Source organism: Mucilaginibacter sp. 3215 (assembly GCF_050433785.1).
GTDB lineage: Bacteria > Bacteroidota > Bacteroidia > Sphingobacteriales > Sphingobacteriaceae > Mucilaginibacter.
Genome location: NZ_JBNPWO010000003.1, coordinates 373,150 through 392,577, shown reverse-complemented (window position 1 = coordinate 392,577; position 19,428 = coordinate 373,150). Strand labels below are relative to the sequence as shown.

9 protein-coding genes are annotated in these 19,428 nt (G+C 43.8%); all 9 read left to right on the top strand.

The window, feature by feature from the left end; translation table 11 throughout:
• Position 1 precedes the first annotated feature (1 nt).
• Entirely contained in the window at positions 2-1,438 is a 1,437-nt protein-coding gene (locus ABIC84_RS08080; RefSeq protein ID WP_429263245.1) for a SusD/RagB family nutrient-binding outer membrane lipoprotein, read from the top strand.
• Between the two features lie 179 nt (positions 1,439-1,617).
• The gene (idi, locus tag ABIC84_RS08075) at positions 1,618-2,160 is read left to right on the top strand and encodes an isopentenyl-diphosphate Delta-isomerase (RefSeq protein ID WP_429263244.1); all 543 of its coding nucleotides are present in this window, start codon (positions 1,618-1,620) and stop codon (positions 2,158-2,160) included.
• A gap of 173 nt (positions 2,161-2,333) precedes the next feature.
• Positions 2,334-6,521 carry a hybrid sensor histidine kinase/response regulator transcription factor gene (locus tag ABIC84_RS08070; protein ID WP_429263243.1) on the top strand — a complete coding sequence of 1,396 codons (4,188 nt, stop codon included), beginning with the start codon at positions 2,334-2,336 and terminating at the stop codon, positions 6,519-6,521.
• A gap of 463 nt (positions 6,522-6,984) precedes the next feature.
• Positions 6,985-10,167 carry a SusC/RagA family TonB-linked outer membrane protein gene (locus tag ABIC84_RS08065; RefSeq protein WP_429263242.1) on the top strand — a complete coding sequence of 1,061 codons (3,183 nt, stop codon included), beginning with the start codon at positions 6,985-6,987 and terminating at the stop codon, positions 10,165-10,167.
• A 9-nt stretch (positions 10,168-10,176) separates the two neighbouring features.
• A complete protein-coding gene (locus tag ABIC84_RS08060) occupies positions 10,177-11,877 on the top strand; it encodes a RagB/SusD family nutrient uptake outer membrane protein (protein WP_429263241.1) in 1,701 nt (566 codons plus the stop codon).
• 68 nt (positions 11,878-11,945) lie between these two features.
• Positions 11,946-13,448 carry an RICIN domain-containing protein gene (locus tag ABIC84_RS08055; protein ID WP_429263240.1) on the top strand — a complete coding sequence of 501 codons (1,503 nt, stop codon included), beginning with the start codon at positions 11,946-11,948 and terminating at the stop codon, positions 13,446-13,448.
• 84 nt (positions 13,449-13,532) lie between these two features.
• Positions 13,533-15,038, top strand: a complete 1,506-nt coding sequence (locus tag ABIC84_RS08050; RefSeq protein WP_429263239.1) for a glycoside hydrolase — start codon at positions 13,533-13,535, stop codon at positions 15,036-15,038.
• A gap of 19 nt (positions 15,039-15,057) precedes the next feature.
• A complete protein-coding gene (locus tag ABIC84_RS08045; protein WP_429263238.1) occupies positions 15,058-17,490 on the top strand; it encodes a glycoside hydrolase family 2 TIM barrel-domain containing protein in 2,433 nt (810 codons plus the stop codon).
• A 49-nt stretch (positions 17,491-17,539) separates the two neighbouring features.
• A complete protein-coding gene (locus tag ABIC84_RS08040; RefSeq protein WP_429263237.1) occupies positions 17,540-19,378 on the top strand; it encodes a beta-galactosidase in 1,839 nt (612 codons plus the stop codon).
• Positions 19,379-19,428 lie beyond the last annotated feature (50 nt).

The following is a 19,428-nucleotide window of genomic DNA, read 5'->3' as shown; positions in this document are numbered from 1 at the left end:
CATGAAACTTAAATATATCAGCATATTATCCGCCGCGGTTGTACTATCGGTAACATCATGCAAAAAGGATCTGTTAAAGATCAACCAAAACCCTAACGGCTCACAAACAGCACAGCCCGACTATCTATTAACAGCTGCCACCAAAGCAACTGCAGATACCTATTGGGGCGTAGCTAATAACATGGATGCCAGTCTGCTTTTTGTGCAATACTGGTCTAAAATTCAGTATACGGACCCCGACAGGTATATTTATGCCAGCAGTGCGTTTGAGGAGCTTTGGAGCACCGGCTATTCAAAAAGCATTGTAAACCTTAACCAGATCATAAAAATTGCAGATGCACAGGGTAATACTAACTATAAAGGTGTCGCACTGGTGCTACGTTCGTGGACATTCAGTTTATTAACAGAGGCTTACGGTAACATTCCTTACAAGCAGGCAACCAATATCGATCAGTATTTAACCCCCGCATATGATACTCAAAAAGATGTTTATTTTGCTTTGTTAGATGATTTGAAAGCCGCTCAAACGGCGCTTGATCCTTCAGGCAAAGCTATAGCGGGAGATGTGATCTATAGCAACAATATTGCCTCATGGAAAAAGTTTGCCAACTCGTTAAGGCTTCGCATAGCTTTACGCATAGCTGATAGGGAACCGGCCAAAGCCAAACAGGTACTGGCAGATATCCAGGCCGAAGGCGGCTCATACATCAGTTCGAATGCTGAAACCGCACAATTGGTTTATTTAGATTCGCCTAACCAAAATCCGGTAAGCAACCTGTTTGACACCCGTGATGATTATCGCATCAGCAAAACCATAGTAGATAAGCTGTTTGCGCTTAATGATCCACGCTTATCTATATATGCCGCTAAAACACAGGATGCCACCCCTCAGAGCTATGTTGGCCTGCCAAATGGTTTGTTGGTGGGCGATGCCAGCAGCTACGGCTTTACCAAAACCTCAAAACCTGGCACTTATTTTCGTGCACCGCATGCCCCTGCTGTAATATTAAGCTATGCGGAGAGCTTGTTTGATAGGGCAGAGGCTGCTGCACGTGGTTTTACCACCGAAGATGCTGCCTCGCTATATGGTCAGGCTGTTGCCGCTGCATTGGCGCAATACAGTATCGCTTCGCCGGATATTACTACCTATTTGGCGCAGCCGGAAGTTAAGTACGATGCCTCTAACTATAAAAAATCAATAGGCGAGCAAAAATGGTTAGCCCTGTTTGGGCAGGGATTGGAAAGCTGGACCGAATGGCGCAGGCTTGATTATCCGCAATTACAACCTGCAGTTGCCGGCACCCTGAATGGTAAAATACCTGTAAGGTTTATTTATCCGGGAACCGAACAATCGCTCAACAAAACTAACTACCAATCGGCAGTGGCGACACAGGGAGCCGATGCGCTTACCACCAAACTTTGGTTTGATGTGAATTAGATACGGGTATAATTTATATAATAAAACCGCAAACGGATTTCTTTAAAAGGAAATCCGTTTTTTATTGAAAATAAAACTGAAATTTGCAATATGACCTTGTTACGGGATTAATAAAAAAATAATACAAAATTCCGGAGATCGGCGTTTCTCATCAGGAAGTTAACAACAAATTATAGCGAGTGAAGATAGAAGAAACCGTGATATTGGTTGATCGCGATGATCAGGAAATAGGTACTATGGAAAAAATGGAAGCGCATCTTCAGGGGAGCCTGCACCGTGCCTTTTCAGTTTTTATTTTTAATAAAAAAGGAGAGCTACTATTACAGCAACGCGCCGAAGGCAAATACCACTCAGGTGGTAAATGGACAAACACCTGTTGCAGCCATCCAAGGCCAGGCGAACCCACACTTTCAGCAGCACATCGCAGGTTACAGGAAGAGATGGGAATAGCCGCTGAACTTAACTTTGTATTTTCTTTTGTATACTGTGCAGCTATCCAGGATGACCTGGTTGAAAATGAATACGATCATGTGTTTTTTGGCATCACTGATGCTTTGCCGATCCCTGACCATGATGAGGTCTCCTCATTTAAATACATAACGATGGCCCGGCTGGCGGCCCACCTGAAAGAGAACCCAGGCGATTATACCAGGTGGCTCGCCATATGTTTCGACGAGGTAATGGATCATTATCAGCAATTACAGATCGCTGATGGGCTGTGATCGTCGTCGTAAATAACGCCGGACTGATAATTTGCTATGTAGCCCGAATAAGCAAATCTTCCCTTATTGTAACGGGTATTTTACATTTTTGTAATATTATTGTTTACTTTACAATTAATTAGGTAGCTTTAATCTTCCAATTATTTGTGTAATTCACAGCCTGCAACGTGTTAATGAAAAAGGGATCCTTTGTCTGTTTTGTTCTTTTTTTGATCATTTCTTCGGCCCATGCGCAGTCGCCCATCAAAAATAAGATCCTCAACTATTCTTTAAAAAATGGTCTTTCTTTTGGTATTGTAAATAGCATTACACAGGATGATAAGGGTTTTATGTGGTTTGCCACCAATGATGGGCTCAATCGTTTTGACGGTACAACTTTTAAGATTTTTAAATCGCGCCTGGGCGATTCAACTGCACTGGCCAGTAACTATGTACAAAAGGTTTTGTGCGATGTTCATGGTAGCATCTGGGTATCGTCAAGAAACGGCCTCAGCAAATTTGATAGCCGTACAGAAAAGTTTATCCATTATAAATTCACCTCTAACAGGGCCGTCAAAAACGATATCAGTAATATCATTCAAAGCCATGATGGTAATTTATGGATCACATCTTATGGGCAGGGATTTTCTTATTTCAATACCAAGTCAGCAAAGGTTGTTAATTACACCCAAGCCAATTTATCCCGGTTGTCAAGTAACAGGGTGCTCTCTTTGTACGAAGATTCAAGGGGCTTGGTATGGGTGGGTACGCAGGAAGGCAGCATCAATGTTTTTAGTCATAAGGATGGTGTAATAGCCAACCTTGCGGGCATAGGCCCTCCAATAGCCAACCTGCCGGGTATCCGCATCAATGACATTTTTGAAGATCATTTTCACAACATGTGGATAGCAACCGGAAGCGGGCTCGGCTACTACAACAGGCAATCAAATAAATTTACCTTGCTGCAAACCGGCCAGCAAGGTATTAAAAGTAAACGATACATATCAGTTATTGAGGATAGTGATAAACAATTGCTTGTAGGCCTGCAGGATGGCGGTTTGTTTAAAGTTAACATTGGCACAAGTCCCAGCTACAACATTAATAACTTTTTTCTTCAGCCGGTAACCGGCGATGACGGATATTACCTTACACAGCGCTCTGTTCAAACGCTTTATATAGATAAAGATAAAAATGTTTGGGTGGGTACCTATGGTGATGGCATTTACATGGTGAGCAGCATCAAGGAGAAATTTTCAAAGATTGCTAAAAAGCGATATGGCGCCAGCGGCGAAAGCTTGGTTAGGTTTTATGGCCTGTGCCAGGATCGCGACGGCTTTTTATGGCTGGGCACTGATGGCGAGGGGATTTACAAAACCAGCCACAATGGCACCCTGATAAAGCAATACAAAGCAGATGGGCAGCCCGGCAGCATTACCGACAACGCCATTTTATTCGGCTATACCGATCAGGATGGTAATTTATGGTTTGGTACTTATGCAAAGGGGCTTTTGCAATATAACAAGAAAACGGATTCGTTTGTCAACTACGTACACAGCCCGGCAAATAACAAAAGCCTGGGGGGTAACGACGTACGGGTTATCTACCAGGACAAGCATAAAAATTTATGGATTGGCACCAATGGCGGCGGCTTGTGCCTGTTTAATGCCGTTACAAAGTCTTTCACCAACTATACACCAGCCAATAGCGGCCTTACTTCATACGATGTAAGATCAATTGCCGAAGACAGTAATGGTAATTTATGGGTTGGTACTTATGGCGGGGGACTTGATTTTTATAACGCCGGACAAAAGAAATTCAGCAGGTATTTTAAACCTGTTGATGAAAAAAACAATTTACCCGGCCAGGTGATATTTTCACTTCATCCCGACAAACAACACAGGTTATGGATAGGAACCGAGGGCGATGGATTAATTTCATACGATCTTCAAAACCGGGTTTTTAAAAAGTTTAATGAAACTAATGGTCTCGCTAATAATACGGTATCGGCCATTACCGAATCATCCGATGGTTCATTATGGCTAAGTACCAATAAAGGCTTATCAAACCTTGATGTACAGAATAACAAGATATTAAATTATGATCAGTCGGATGGGTTACAGGCCGGGCAGTTTAACGCGGGGTCAGTTTTGTTTGATTCTGCTTATGGATTGATGTATTTTGGGGGAACAGAAGGGCTTAACTTTTTTGACCCTGAAAAAGTAAATCAAAGCGACTATAAACCAAAAGTTATTATAACGGGATTACAAATTTTTGGTAAGCAGGTTGAGGTTGGTGAGCTTGATAAGGACCACACCGTATTGCCCGAAGCCATTAACCAGGCAAGGCAGATCACATTACAGCCCGATCAGTCGGTATTTTCTATCCAGTATGCCTCGTTAAATTATACCTATCCGGATAAAGGTGAGTTTGCTTATAAACTGGATGGCCTTGATAAAACCTGGAACTATGTTGGCGATCAGCGGCTGGCGACTTACCGTTACCTTGAACCCGGAGAATATACGTTCAGGGTAAAAGCATCCAACCAGGATGGCTTGTGGTTTGATAATTATGCCACATTACAGGTTAAGATCCTGCCGCCCTGGTATAAAACCTGGTGGGCTTATTTAATTTATATAGCAGCAGCAGGGGTTGTAACTTATTACTATATACTTTACAGAACCCGCCAAACAAGGCTTAAATATGAGGTTAAAGTAGCCCAGCTTTCGGCCGAAAAAGATAAAGAGCTTAATGAACGTAAACTTTCGTTTTTTACCAATATCTCACATGAGTTCCGCACGCCGCTAACGCTCATCATCAACCCAGTAAAGGATATGTTGTTCGGGAAGGGCGAGGCTACTGATGATGCCGGTAATTTGCATATCATTTATCGCAACGCACGGCGTCTTTTGAGTTTGGTTGACCAGCTTTTACTGTTCAGAAAAGCCGAAAGCGATACCGATAAGCTTAAAATAGTAAGGCTCAATATCGTATCGCTTTGTCATGAGGTGTTTTTATGTTTTAATCACCAGGCACGTACCAAGCATATTCAGTTTGAATTTGTAAGTCAAAGGGATGCGATAGAGATTTATGCCGACAGGGAAAAAATGGAAATAGCCCTGTTTAACCTCATCTCGAATGCGTTGAAGTTTACACCGGAGTATGGCATAGTAACTTGTACAATAGCCGAGTTTAACGATAAAATTACCATCGAGATAAAGGATAGCGGCTGTGGAATAGCCGAGGGTACCGGCGATCAGTTATTCGGTAAGTTTTACCAGTTGCAAAATTCGGCGCCAATGGCAGGCGGGTTTGGCATTGGGCTATACCTGGTTAAAGCGTTTATTGAAAACCATAAAGGCAGCATCGGTTATACCAGCCAGCAGGGGCAGGGCACGGTGTTTCATGTATCGTTGTTAAAAGGCCGGGAGCATTTTGGGCAGCAGTTTGTGTTTGAAGACGTTGCCGAAACTTCGGTGTTCCTGGATGAGCTAATGGAGAATAAGGGTGAATTAGCCGCCGTTGAGACTGAAAACGCCGTCGCAGCCAAAAATTCTGAGGCTTTAAGCTCCGATACCAAAACCATGCTGCTGATTGATGACAATCAACAGATCCGTACTTACCTTAAACAAATTTTTACAGGCGAATTTGAGGTTTTTGAAGCCGATAATGGTACAGATGGACTTGAACTTGCTTATCACCTGGTGCCCGATATTGTAATAAGCGACGTAATGATGCAGGGGTTAAGCGGTATTGAGGTATGTAGCCGTATTAAGGAAGATCCTGTGCTGAACCACATCCCCGTGATATTGCTTACCGCCAGTTCCTCGCCCGAAATAAAGCTTAAAGGTATTGAAGGAGGGGCGGATGATTATATCAGCAAGCCTTTTGAAAAAGAGATCCTGGTGGCCCGTGTTAACGGGATCCTGAAAAGCAGGAACAACCTGCAGAAGTATTTCTATAATGAAATAACCCTTAACAAATCAAATGATCTCAAGATTTCGCAGGAGTACAAGGAATTTTTAGAAAAATGTTTGCAGATAGTTGAGCAGCACTTAACCGACCCGGATTTCAGCATCAAAACACTGGCTGCCGAAATAGGCATGAGCCACTCTAACTTATACAAGCGGATCAAATCTATTTCCGGGCAATCTGCAAATAGTTTTATCCGTTTTATCCGCTTGCGTAAGGCGGCCGAGATCTTGCTGACAACCGATAGCACAGTTTACGAAACGGCCTATAAAGTGGGCTTAAATGACCTCAAATACTTTAGAGAACAATTCAACAAGCTGTTCGGTATAAATCCGTCCGATTACATTAAGAAATATCGTAAGCCATTTCACAACAATTACAACGTGAACCGGGATGTGATTAAAGAGAATTAATCTTGTTTATCGGTTGGTCGATTCACCTGGTTCGTGCTTCGTCGGACCAACTTCCCTTCGCCTTCAGTTTCATAGCAAAGAGCTAAGAGTGGTTTTTGTGGCCCTTCTTTACAAAGTAACGACAAGCGCAGCAATGTTTGGGGGCTAAATACTACAACTTATTTTTGTCCCCCTGCCAGTATTGATTTACCCCCTCTCTAAAAAGTGCCCAAAATGTTGTTTTTAAGCGCTTTTTTATGAAATACCCCCTGTCTTATTCAGAATTTACCCCTCACTCATTTTTGCTTTAAAACGCAATTTAGCCCTACCAATAACCAAGGTTTAAACCAAACTTTTGTACTGTGTATAAATAATAAGGTCAAAATGGGACGGTAGTTTATCGATGCCGAATCCACTTCCTTGTTTTTATGCGCCTCGCTTTGCAAGGTTTAAGCCGATTAAAAAACCAATTTTTTAAAACCATATGAAACCAAATTTACTCGAAAAGGATTCTCCCCATCGGAAAAGATCACCCCGCTTTTTCGTAGTTGCGGCCAGCATGGCCGTTGCTTGTTTCGCTACAGTCCAAATGCCGGTAATGGCTTTTGCGAGTACCATTAATGAGCAGCGCTTACCTGATGCCAGAATTAGCGGTAAAGTAACCGACGAAAAAGGTGAAACATTACCAGGTGTAAGTGTATCCTTAAAAGGGACTTCAACCGGCGTGGTGACCGATATTAAAGGTAACTTTAGCCTTAATGTTCCAAACGCTTCATCGGGCACACTGGTGTTTAGCTACATTGGCTACACATCTCAGGAGGTTGTTCTTAACGGACAAACTATAATCAATGTACAATTAACAGCCGACTCAAAATCATTGAATGAGGTGGTAGTTGTAGGTTACGGTACTCAGAAAAAGGCAACCTTAACAGGTTCCATTTCGCAGGTAAAAGGTGCCGAACTGGTAAAAAGCCCTCAACCTAACTTATCTAACTCAATCGCCGGTCGTTTCTCGGGCGTTATTGTTAATAATCGCAGCGGTGAGCCTGGTTATGACGGTTCAAATATTACCGTACGTGGTTTGGCAACAACCGGTAGCAACAACGTACTTATCGTAGTTGACGGTATCCCGGGCCAAATAGGTGGTTTGGAAAGGCTTGATCCGAACGATATCGAAAGCATGTCGGTATTGAAGGATGCGTCGGCTGCTATTTACGGTAACCGTGCTGCAAACGGTGTTATCCTCATCACCACCAAGCGTGGTAAAAGCGGTAAGCCGACCATCAATTACAGCTTCAACCAGGGCTTTGCTTCACCAACCCGTTTGCCAAAAATGGCTGATGCAGCAACTTATGCTCAGATCATGAACGAGATTAACCTCGATTCAAATCCGAACGGTGGCCCGAACCAGTCTTACACTGCCGATCAGATCCAGAAATTCAAGGACGGATCAGACCCGTTAAACTATCCAAATACTGATTGGGAAAAGCAAACGCTTAAAGGTTCGGCATTGCAAAACCAACATAGTCTTTCGGTTTCTGGCGGCGGCGAGGATGTAAAATACTTTGTATCATTAGGTACACTTTACCAGGATGGTATTTACAAAAGCGGTGTTACCAAGTATCACCAATATAATTTCCGCTCAAACATTGACGCAAATGTTACCAAGCGCTTAAAGGTAGGTTTATCATTATCTGGCCGCCAGGAAGACAGGCAGTTCCCGGTAACAGGTGCCGGTGATCTTTTCCGTTCTGTGTACAGGGCTAAACCTATTGTAGCAGCATATTATCCTAACGGGTTGCCAACAACAGGTATCGAAAATAATAACCCTGCAGTGCAGGTAACCGATATTGGTGGTATCAACAATAATCCAACACAGGTTTTCAATGGCATTTTGAGAGGCAGCTACTCCATTCCGGGTATCGAAGGCCTTTCATTAGATGGTTTCTTTTCAGTAGATAAGTCTAATGCTTTTGATAAAAACTTCAGTAAGCCGTATAATCTTTACAGTTATAACTCAACTACAAAAGTATATACTCCGGTAGTTGTTGGTGGTAATAACAGCAAGCCAACATTGTTCGAATCGCAAAATAATCAATCGCTTATTACCTCAAATATAAAGTTGAATTATGTGAGGAAATTTGGTTTGCATGATATCAATGCCTTTGTTGGTTATGAGCAAAGTAAAAATCACCTTGAGTATTTTGATGCTACGCGTTATAATTATCTTTCATCACAACTGCCCGAACTTTCACAAGGTGGTAGCGCAGCTACTGATTACCTTAACTCGGGCTACAGTTCAAACTACAACCGTCGCAGTGTGATCAGCCGTTTAGCTTATGCTTATGACGAAAAATATTTGTTTGAAGGCCAGTTACGTGCAGATGGTAGCTCGATATTTCCATCAGGAAAACAATGGGGCTACTTCCCGTCAGCTTCAGTTGGATGGAGAATTTCGAAAGAAAACTTTTTCAAAAACAGCGTTACCTTTATCGATGATTTGAAACTGAGGGCCTCTTACGGTTCGCTGGGTAATGATAACGTGAACGGTTTCCAGTATTTTGATAACTATGTGCTCGTTAATAATGGCTTTGTAGCCAGTGCTCCGGGCAGCGGCTCAAATACTATTCAGCCAAACGTAAACCTGGTAAAGCTTGCAAATCCTAACATTACCTGGGAAGTTGCAAAGAAACTGGATATCGGTATCAACGCTACGTTTTTACATAACTTCACAATTGAAGCTATCTATTTCCAGCAAAAAAGGTCTGATATCCTTGCTGCCAGGAATGCATCATTGCCAGGTACATCAGGTATCGTAAACCCTTACGGTTCCGACCCATTAGTGCCATCTGAAAACATTGGTAAAGTAAACAGCAACGGTTTTGAAGCTACGTTGGGCTATAACCATACCGGCCATGAATTTAGCTGGGGTGTGAGCGGTAATATTACCTACGCTAAAAGTAAGATCATTTTTATTGACGAAGCCAGCGGTACTTTAAGTTATCAGCGCCAAACTGGTCGGCCATTGGGTACTTCACTGCTTTATGATGCCATTGGTATCTTCCGTACCCAGGCAGATCTTGATGCTTATCCGCATGTAACCGGAGCCAAAGTAGGTGATCTGAAATATCTGGATTACAACAACGACGGCAAAATCACTGCTGATGACCAAACCCGTACCAAATACGGTAATATTCCGCAAATCACCTATGGCTTTAGCCTTAACGCAGCATACAAAGGGTTTGACCTTGCAGTATTGTTTGCAGGCCAGGCACAGGTTAGCCAGTATGTTTTGCCTGAGGCAGGTAGCATAGGTAACTTCTACAGCAGCTGGGCCGATAACAGGTTTAGTGCTACGAACACTAACGGAACCTATCCGCGTGTAACCGACCGTGCATCAAACGCCATCAGTGGGGGGTTATATAACAATACCTTCTGGCTTAATGATGCCTCGTTCCTGAGGTTAAAGAATGTGCAGTTAGGCTACAATTTCAACGCACCTTTCCTGTCGAAACTTAAAATTGGAGGTTTAAGGGTCTATGCAAGTGCATTTAACCTGTTTACCATTACCAAAGTGAAGGATTATGATCCCGAAGGAACCAGTGGCAGCGGACAATTTTATCCGCAGCAGAGAATTTTGAACTTAGGTGTTAACGTGAAATTTTAATCAGACGACATGAAACTACAATATAAAACCCCGCTATATTTAATGGTATGCGGTATGATGGGCTTTACGGCATGTAAAAAGAGCCTTTTAGATGTACAACCTACCGACAGGATTGCTACATCTGCCATTGAATCGGATACAGCCGTGTTTGAGGCTTATGTAACTAATCGCTATATCGGCGCTAAGCTTCAGGACAAGGAAGGTGACGGATCAAACCCTGGTTTTGGCCGCGGTTTTGAGTACAGTATGTGGAGCTCTTTAACCGATGAATCGATCTATAATAATGATGATGCTACCTGGCTTATTCAAAGAGGTCAGCTTGCTCCCGAAAACTTAGGTGGTGCAGGTGTACTTTGGGCCCGCAGCTACCGTAGTATCAGAGAATGTAACTATGCTTTGAGTATATTGCCGAAAATAGCAATGAGTGCCGGACATAAAACACTTATTGAAGGTGAGCTTAAATTTATCAGGGCCTTCCGTTACCAGGATTTGATTCGTAACTACGGTGGTGTTGTTTTGATAGGCGATAAGGTTACCCAGCTTACCGATAATTTGCAGGATCCATCGCTATTTAAACGCGCTTCAATCAAAGAGAGTATCGATTACACTACTGCTCAGCTTGATGACGCAGCTTCAAAATTGCCGTTGAACAATGATGGTAGCTGGCTTTTGGGTCGTGCCACAAAAGGTGCAGCGCTGGCTTTAAAATCAAGATTAAAATTATATGCTGCAAGCCCATTATATACTGCTGGCACCTGGGCCGATGCTGTTACCGCCGCACAGGCGGTTATCAGTTTGAATAAATATGGTATCTACACTGGTGGCTATAGTAATCTGTTTTTAGTTAACGAAACCAACGAAACCATTTTTGAACGTTTATATACTAAAAATGCAAACCATACGCACCTTGAAATAGCCAACGGGCCGAACGGCTATGGCGGCTGGGCAGGTAATACACCGCTGCAAAATTTGGTTGATGATTACGAAATGGATAATGGTAAAGCTATTACCGATCCAACATCAGGTTATGATCCGACACACCCTTATGACCACCGCGACCCAAGGTTTGCAGCTACTGTATTATACAATGGTGCGATGTACAGGGGCCGGGCTATTGAATCTTTTATTCCAGGTGGTAAGGATAGCAAAGACGGAGCAGATAACTGGAATACTACCAAAACAGGTTATTACCTCAAAAAATATATGAATGATGCATATCCGCTTCAAAATCCGTGGGGTAACGCGGGCTTCCAGCCATGGATCTATTTCCGTTATGCTGAGATCCTGTTGAACTTTGCTGAAGCGGCTAACGAAGCTTACGGACCGGATGTGATCCCTTCGGGTTCAACCTTATCTGCACGTACAGCGATTAATCTGATCCGTTCTCGTCCAAGTGTTAATATGCCGGCTTTGGCTTCAGGTATGTCGCAATCACAGATGCGTGATGCCGTACGTTACGAGCGTCGTGTTGAGCTGGCATTTGAAGAACACCGTTTTTACGATGTACGCCGCTGGAAAATTGCTGATGTTACCGAAAATAAACCGGCGGGTGGGGTGATCATCACCAAAAACGCTGATGGCAGCTTTGCTTATACACCAAAAGTAGCCTTGGATGGCCGTTCTTTTGCAACCAAACATTACTGGTTGCCGATACCAAGGGCCGAGATCCAGGCGTCTGGTGGCCAATTGCAACAAAACGCTGGTTACTAACAAAATATTCCGGGGGAAGAGCTTCTTTCTTCCCCCTTTTTTCTCCCAATTCTAACCTATAACAAATTATGAAGAACTTGAGTATTGCATTATTAGCGATGTGTTGTTTGGCGGCCGGGTGTAAAAAGGATATCGTATCAGTAAAAAAATCATCAAACCAGGATGAAGTAAAAACAGGAGATAAAACAGTAACTACAGATTCAACACCGGCAAGCGCGCTGAAGGGCGTGAACTGGGCTGCCGATGGGGACAATTTTAGTGATGGAATCCTTGTATTAAGTGGTTTAACATCTGCCGATAGTTATGCAACGGTATCAGCCAAAGCCGATGCTGTATTAACAGGGATCCAAACCAATACAGGGGCCAACACGCTAAGACTACCTGTAAACTATTCAACCGTATCACAAACCTGGTGGAACTCATACACCGGTGTTATTGATAAGGCACTGAGCAAAGGGATGAACGTGATACTGGGTTATTGGGAAGCCAAATCATCCGAAGATGGGAAGATAGATAACACGACCGAATTTTGGTCGATGTGGCAAACCATTGTTACCAAATACGGCAGCAATGCCCACGTGTACTTTGAAATATTTAACGAGCCGCATGGCTACACGCTAACCGACTGGACAACCATTTGCGCCCAGTGGTTAAGTAATTATCCTTCTGTTCCGCAGGGCAGGATCCTGATCAGCGGTACTTCCTATTCGCAGGACATTACCGGCGTTGGAGCCGACAGTCGTTTTTCAGGTTGTTTATTGTCGATACATGATTATACCTTTTTCAGCAATGGCACACTTACAACCGCGCTGCAATGGGAAAACCGTTTGAAAGGCAACATCGGCGCTTACAGCAGCCGCGCGGTACTTACCGAGTTTGGGATCCCGATGACGGGTGGGAAAAATTATACCGGTGCTATAGGCGGTGACCAGGAAATAGCATATCTGCAGGGCTTAACCAATCAGGCGCGCGCTTATGGCATGGGAGCAGTTTACTGGCCTGGCGTACGTACGGGCGATAGCTATGCTATTCAACAACTAAACGGGACTGGCACCAGCCTTACCGTATCAACAACAAATGCATCGGGCTTAAGCCGGATCAAATATGCCTGGGGAGTAGGCGCAGGCGGTACCGACACTTTTTACACAGGCGCTTACTACAGGTTTTTAAATATTAACAGCGGCCAGGCGCTTGACGTTAACGGCGGCTCAACCACCAACGGCGCGGGCATCATACAATGGCCTCAAAACGGCGGCAATAATCAGCAATGGGTTATCACAAATAACGGCGGTGGCTATTACAAAATAACTAACCGTAACAGCACACAGGCGCTTGATGTGAACATGAGTTCAACAGCCAATGGCGCGGGTATTATACAATGGCCCTGGAACGGAGGCAACAACCAGCAATGGCAGCTTACCGCAACCAGCGATGGTATTTATAAAGTAATTAACCGTAACAGCGGGCTTGCGCTTGATGTTAACGGTGCTTCAACCACAAATGGTGCAGGCATCATTCAGTGGCCTTATAGCGGCGCTACTAACCAGCAATGGCAAATAGTGCAACAATAATATTGCAATAAAACAGCACTGTTTAGTGCTGTTTTATTTGTTGATTTAAATGTGATGATAATAAAAACTACCATAAAAACAATAATGCTGGCTGCCACCGCTTTGGGGCTTAATATTCCTTTTGCAAGCAGTCAGAATAAAGAAGTTACTATTGATATCAATTTTTTAAAAACGTATCAAACCATCAGCAATTTTGGTGCTTCGGACGCGTGGTCATGCCAGTTTGTGGGTAACTGGCCCGATGAGAAGCGCAATAAAATTGCCGACCTGCTTTTTAGTCGGGATAACAATGCCGATGGCTCGCCAAAGGGGATAGGCTTATCGTTATGGAGGTTTAATATTGGCGCAGGTAGTACACAGCAGGGGAACGAAAGCGGCATTAAAGACGAATGGCGTCGTGCCGAATCATTTTTAAATAACGACGGCAGCTATAACTGGCAAAACCAGGCCGGGCAATTGTGGTTTCTTGAGGCTGCCAAAAAGCGCGGGGTTAAACAATTTTTAGGTTTTAATAATAGTCCGCCGGTGCAGTTTACCATTAACGGAAAAGCGTACGCCAGTGGAGGCAAAGTTAATATAGCACCCGATAAATATGATGCTTATGCCGTGTTCCTGGCTAAAGTTGTAAAGGGAGTTGAGCAGGTAAGCAAAGTAAAATTTGATTACATAAGCCCGGTAAACGAACCTCAGTGGGATTGGAGCGACGGAGGGCAGGAGGGAGCCCCATATCATAATGCCGAGGTAGCAGGATTGATACAGGCCATTAATAAAGAATTTATCAATAATAAGATTAGCTCGAAAATTTTGGTTGGCGAGGCCGGGAGCATCAACTATTTATTTACTAAAGGTGATAAGCCGGGTAAAGGCAGCCAGATAACCGATTTTTTCAAGCCGGGATCGGCCAATTACATAGGCGACCTGCCTTCTGTAACCAAAAGTATCGCGGCGCACAGCTATTTCACTACGTCGCCAATGACATCGTCAGTAAAAGCTCGCAGGGCATTGGCCGATAGTATTGCGACTATTAATGGTCTTGATTTCTGGCAATCGGAGTATTGCATCTTAGGCGATAATGCGGGTGAGATAGACGGTAACAAGCGTGACCTGGGTATTGATGCCGCGCTATATTTAGCATCGGTGATTCATACCGATCTTACAGCGGCCAACGCGTCGGCCTGGCAATGGTGGACAGCTATTTCGGCCTATGATTATAAGGATGGCCTCATCTACATCGACAAAAATAAAACCGACGGCAATTTTTACGGCAGTAAAATGCTTTGGGCCATGGGTAACTACAGCAGATTTGTTAAACCCGGAGATGTGAGGGTTGATGCCGAAGTTTCATCAGCATCCGAGGGAAAACCCTTGCTGGTATCGGCATTTAAAAATGGAAAAAACTTAACCGTGGTTATAATTAACCAGGGTGCTAATGAGGTAAGCGCGGCATTTCGTATAGATAATGCTAAAGTTCAGTTTACATCATCCTATTTAACGTCGCAGGTTGATGAGCTTAAAGCATCTAAAATAACAGGGGGTAAAAATGTTATCCCTGCCCGTTCCATCGTCACCTTAACGGGTACCGTCAAGTAGCATTTTTATTTCTATCGTAATGAAAAATAAAACCTATTCATTTCTTCTTTTAATCAGTATGGCATTACTGCCCGGCTTGCTTAAAGCACAGGGTATAGGCAAACCTGCATTGTTTAATTCGGCCTGGGGCTTTCATAAGGGCGACATCAGTACGGGGATCAGCGGGATCGCTACCGAAACGCAATGGAGAACTGTCGATCTGCCGCATGACTGGAGTATTGAAGGGCCTTTTAGCGATGAATGGGCAAGTGCTACCGGTTATTTGCCCGGTGGGATTGGCTGGTATAAAAAGACTTTCGCTGGGAATGCGGCCTGGAAAGGAAAGCAGGTATATATTTATTTTGATGGGGTATATAAAAACAGCGAAGTTTGGATCAATGGGCATTCGCTGGGCAAGCGCCCAAATGGTTTTATTTCATTTCAGTATGAGCTGACCAAGTATCTAAATTTAACTGAAAAAAATACGATAGCTGTAAGGGTAGATCACAGCGAGTTCGCTGATTCAAGGTGGTATACCGGCTCGGGTATTTATCGTAATGTATACCTGATAGTTAAAGATCCTGTACACATTGCTCCCTGGGATGTAGCATTTACAACGCCCGATGTTTCGGCAGAGAAAGCTACCGTAAAAGTTAAGGTGAGTGTTACCAACAGCGACAAGGTTGATGCTTCTGTATTAGTGAAAGTAAACCTGCTTGATGGGAAAGGAAAAGCGGCTATTGCCCTCCAAAAACAAATAAAAGCAAAACCGGGAGTACACGAGGTTGAGTTTGAGAAAGAATTATCGTCCCCCAAACTATGGGATACCGAAGAGCCTAATCTTTATAAGCTGAAGATTTCTCTTAACCGCAGTGGTAGGGCATTTGATGAGGTAACGCAATCTGTAGGGATCCGCAGTATCCGTTTCGATAGGGATAAGGGTTTCTTTTTAAATGATAAAAGCACCAAACTTAAAGGCGTATGTATTCATGATGATGCCGGTGCCCTGGGTGTAGCCGTTCCGCAGGAGGTTTGGGTACGCAGGTTGAAATTATTGAAGGATGCAGGAGTAAACTCGCTCAGGTTAAGCCATAACCCCCATGCCGATTATCTGTACGATTTGTGCGATAAGATGGGCTTTTTAGTAATGGACGAAGCTTTTGACGAATGGGAGGTTGGTAAAAACAAATGGGTGGCAGGCTGGAATGTTGGTACGCCATCCAAAAACGGATACCACGAATATTTTAAAGAATGGGCAGACCGGGATGTAGCTGATATGGTACTGCGAGCGCGTAACCATCCATCTATCATTATGTGGAGCATTGGTAACGAAATAGATTACCCCAACGACCCATATACCCATGAGGTGTTAAACACGGGCCGCAACCCGCAGATCTATGGTAAGGGCTACCTGCCTGATCATCCAGCGGCAAGCGGGCTAACACCGATAGCCAAACAATTAGTTAAAGCTGTAAAAGCCGTTGATCAAACCCGCCCGGTAACGGCCGCGCTGGCCGGTGTGGTGATGTCGAACGAAGTCGGCTACCCTGATGTATTGGATGTTGTGGGCTATAATTACCAGGAATATAGGTATCCTGAAGATCATGAAAAATATCCCAACCGTATCATTTACGGCAGTGAGAACGGCATGCAAAAACAAGCCTGGAACGCTGTTGACAGTAACGAATATATTTCGGCCCAATACCTGTGGACTGGCATAGATTACCTGGGTGAGGCCGGCAAATGGCCACAGCGTAGCAATGGAGCAGGACTTATTGACCTGGCCGGCTTTAAAAAGCCGGAATATTTCTTCAGGCAAAGTCTTTGGTCGGACAAGCCCATGGCTTATATAGGTGCACGCCCTATAACCGGGACCGATGACAAAGGGATCTGGAGCCACCGTACTGCCGAGCCTGTTTGGAATTGGCAATCTGGCAGTAAAGTAAAAGTTGATTGCTTTACCAATTGCCAGGAAACAGAATTGTTCCTGAACGGCAAATCCCTTGGTAGACAAACACGTGCCACTGTAAGAGGGCAAGTTCCATCATGGCAGGTTGACTATGAGCCCGGCGAGCTTGTTGTTAAAGGTTACAACAACGGCATTGAAGTATGCACTAACAATATAAAAACAGCCGGCGATGCTTATCAACTTAAAGCGGTAGCTGATAATACCCTATTTAGCTATAACACAAAAGGCTTGAGCCAAATTGAGGTTTACATTACCGATAAAAACGGCATCCCTGTATTTACTGCTACCGATGAGATAACAGTAACAATTAACGGCACGGCTAAACTATTAGGCCTTGAAAGTGGCAGCAACAGCAGCCATGAAAGCTACCAATCAAATAAACGTAAAGCATTGCATGGGCGTTTATTGGCCTATGTGCAAACTACAGGTAAACCTGGCGTTGTACAGGTTCAGTTTAGTGCCAGTAATCTTAAATCGTCAACTATAACATTAACCGTAAAATAGTCAACCCCCTTATACAAATAAAAACTAAAACCCTGCATTTTTTCCATTTATGAAACTTATAAAACTACTGTTCCTCTTTGTTATCCTGTTTGCATCCGCAAAGCTGCAGGCGCAAAATGCCAAGCATACTTTTGCTCTTGGCGATACCACATTTCTGCTTGATGGTAAACCGCTGCAGATCATTTCAGGCGAAATGCACTATACCCGCGTTCCGCGCGAGGCCTGGCGCCAGCGTATGAAAATGGCCAAAGCAATGGGTTTAAATACTATTGGTACCTATGTTTTCTGGAATGTTCACGAACCACAAAAAGGGCATTATGATTTTACAGGCAATCATGATATTGCTGAGTTTGTTAAAATAGCAAAGGAGGAAGGCCTTTGGGTGATACTGCGCCCAAGCCCGTACGTTTGCGCCGAATGGGAGTTTGGCGGCTACCCATACTGGCTTGAAAAAGAGCAGGGCTTAGTGGTACGCAGCAAGGAGCCTAAATACCTGGAAGCTTATAAAAAATATCTTACCCAGGTAGGTAAGCAGCTGTCACCCCTGCTGGTGAACCACGGCGGCAATATTTTAATGGTACAGATAGAGAATGAATACGGCTCGTACGGAAGCGATAAAGATTACCTGGCCCTTAACCGCAAAATGTTTATAGACGCCGGTTTTGATGGCCAGCTTTACACCTGCGATCCTGAACCGGCTATAAAGGATGGTCATTTACCGGGCTTGCTGCCTGCTATAAACGGCGTTGATGATGTGGCAAAAGTTAAAAAATTGATTGGCGAAAATTATAATGGCAAGGGCCCTTATTTTATTGCCGAATGGTACCCGGCCTGGTTCGACTGGTGGGGAACTGCGCATCATACTGTACCGGCGGCTAAATTTATACCAAAGCTTGATTCGGTATTGGCAGCGGGTATCTCCATTAACATGTATATGTTTCATGGCGGTACAACACGCGGCTTCATGAACGGTGCAAACTATAATGATCAAAATCCTTATGAACCGCAAATCAGTAGTTATGATTATGATGCCCCGCTTGATGAGGCAGGTAACGCTACCGACAAGTTCATGAAGTTTAGAGAGGTGATTAGTAAACACCTTCCGGCAGGCGTAACCCTGCCCGAAGTTCCGGCTGCTAAACCTGCTATGGGTCTGCCGGCAATTAAATTTACTAAATCAACCAGTTTGTTTAATGTGTTGCCGCTCGCAAAGACCAACAGTACTCCGCTTACTTTTGAAGATCTGAACCAGGCTTACGGTTTTGTATTGTATCGTACAACCATTAACGGCGGCAAATCTGGTCTGCTTAAACTTAAAGACCTGCGTGATTATGGCGTGATCTTCGTAAACGGTAAACGTGTAGGGATACTCGACAGGTGCAAGTACCAGGACAGCTTGATGATCAGCTTACCAAAAGGTAAGGTGACACTGGATATTTTGGTTGAAAACCTTGGCCGCATCAATTTTGGGCCTTATCTGCTTAAAAACAAAAAGGGTATTACCGAAAAAGTACTTTTTGCCGGTACTGAGCTGAAAAACTGGAAAATGTATTCACTGCCTTTTGATGATATCAATAAAGTGAAAACAAATCCGGCAATTAAAAAGGTTGCAGCTAACAACACACCGCAATTGAAAAAAACAGTTTTCAAGGTTGATAAATTGGCTGATACCTATCTTGATATGAGTACATGGGGTAAGGGTATTGTTTGGCTCAACGGACACAACTTAGGCCGCTATTGGAATTGCGGTCCTCAGCAAACCCTGTATGTGCCGGTTGAATGGCTCAAAAAAGGTAACAATGAAATTACCGTACTTGAACTGATAAAACCATCAGAAAATACATTGAATGCTATTGATCACCCTATTCTGGATGTTTTAGGGAAATAGGGTCGGGGTAGTCAATTAAAAAGAAGGGGCTGTTACTTTAGAGAAAAAGT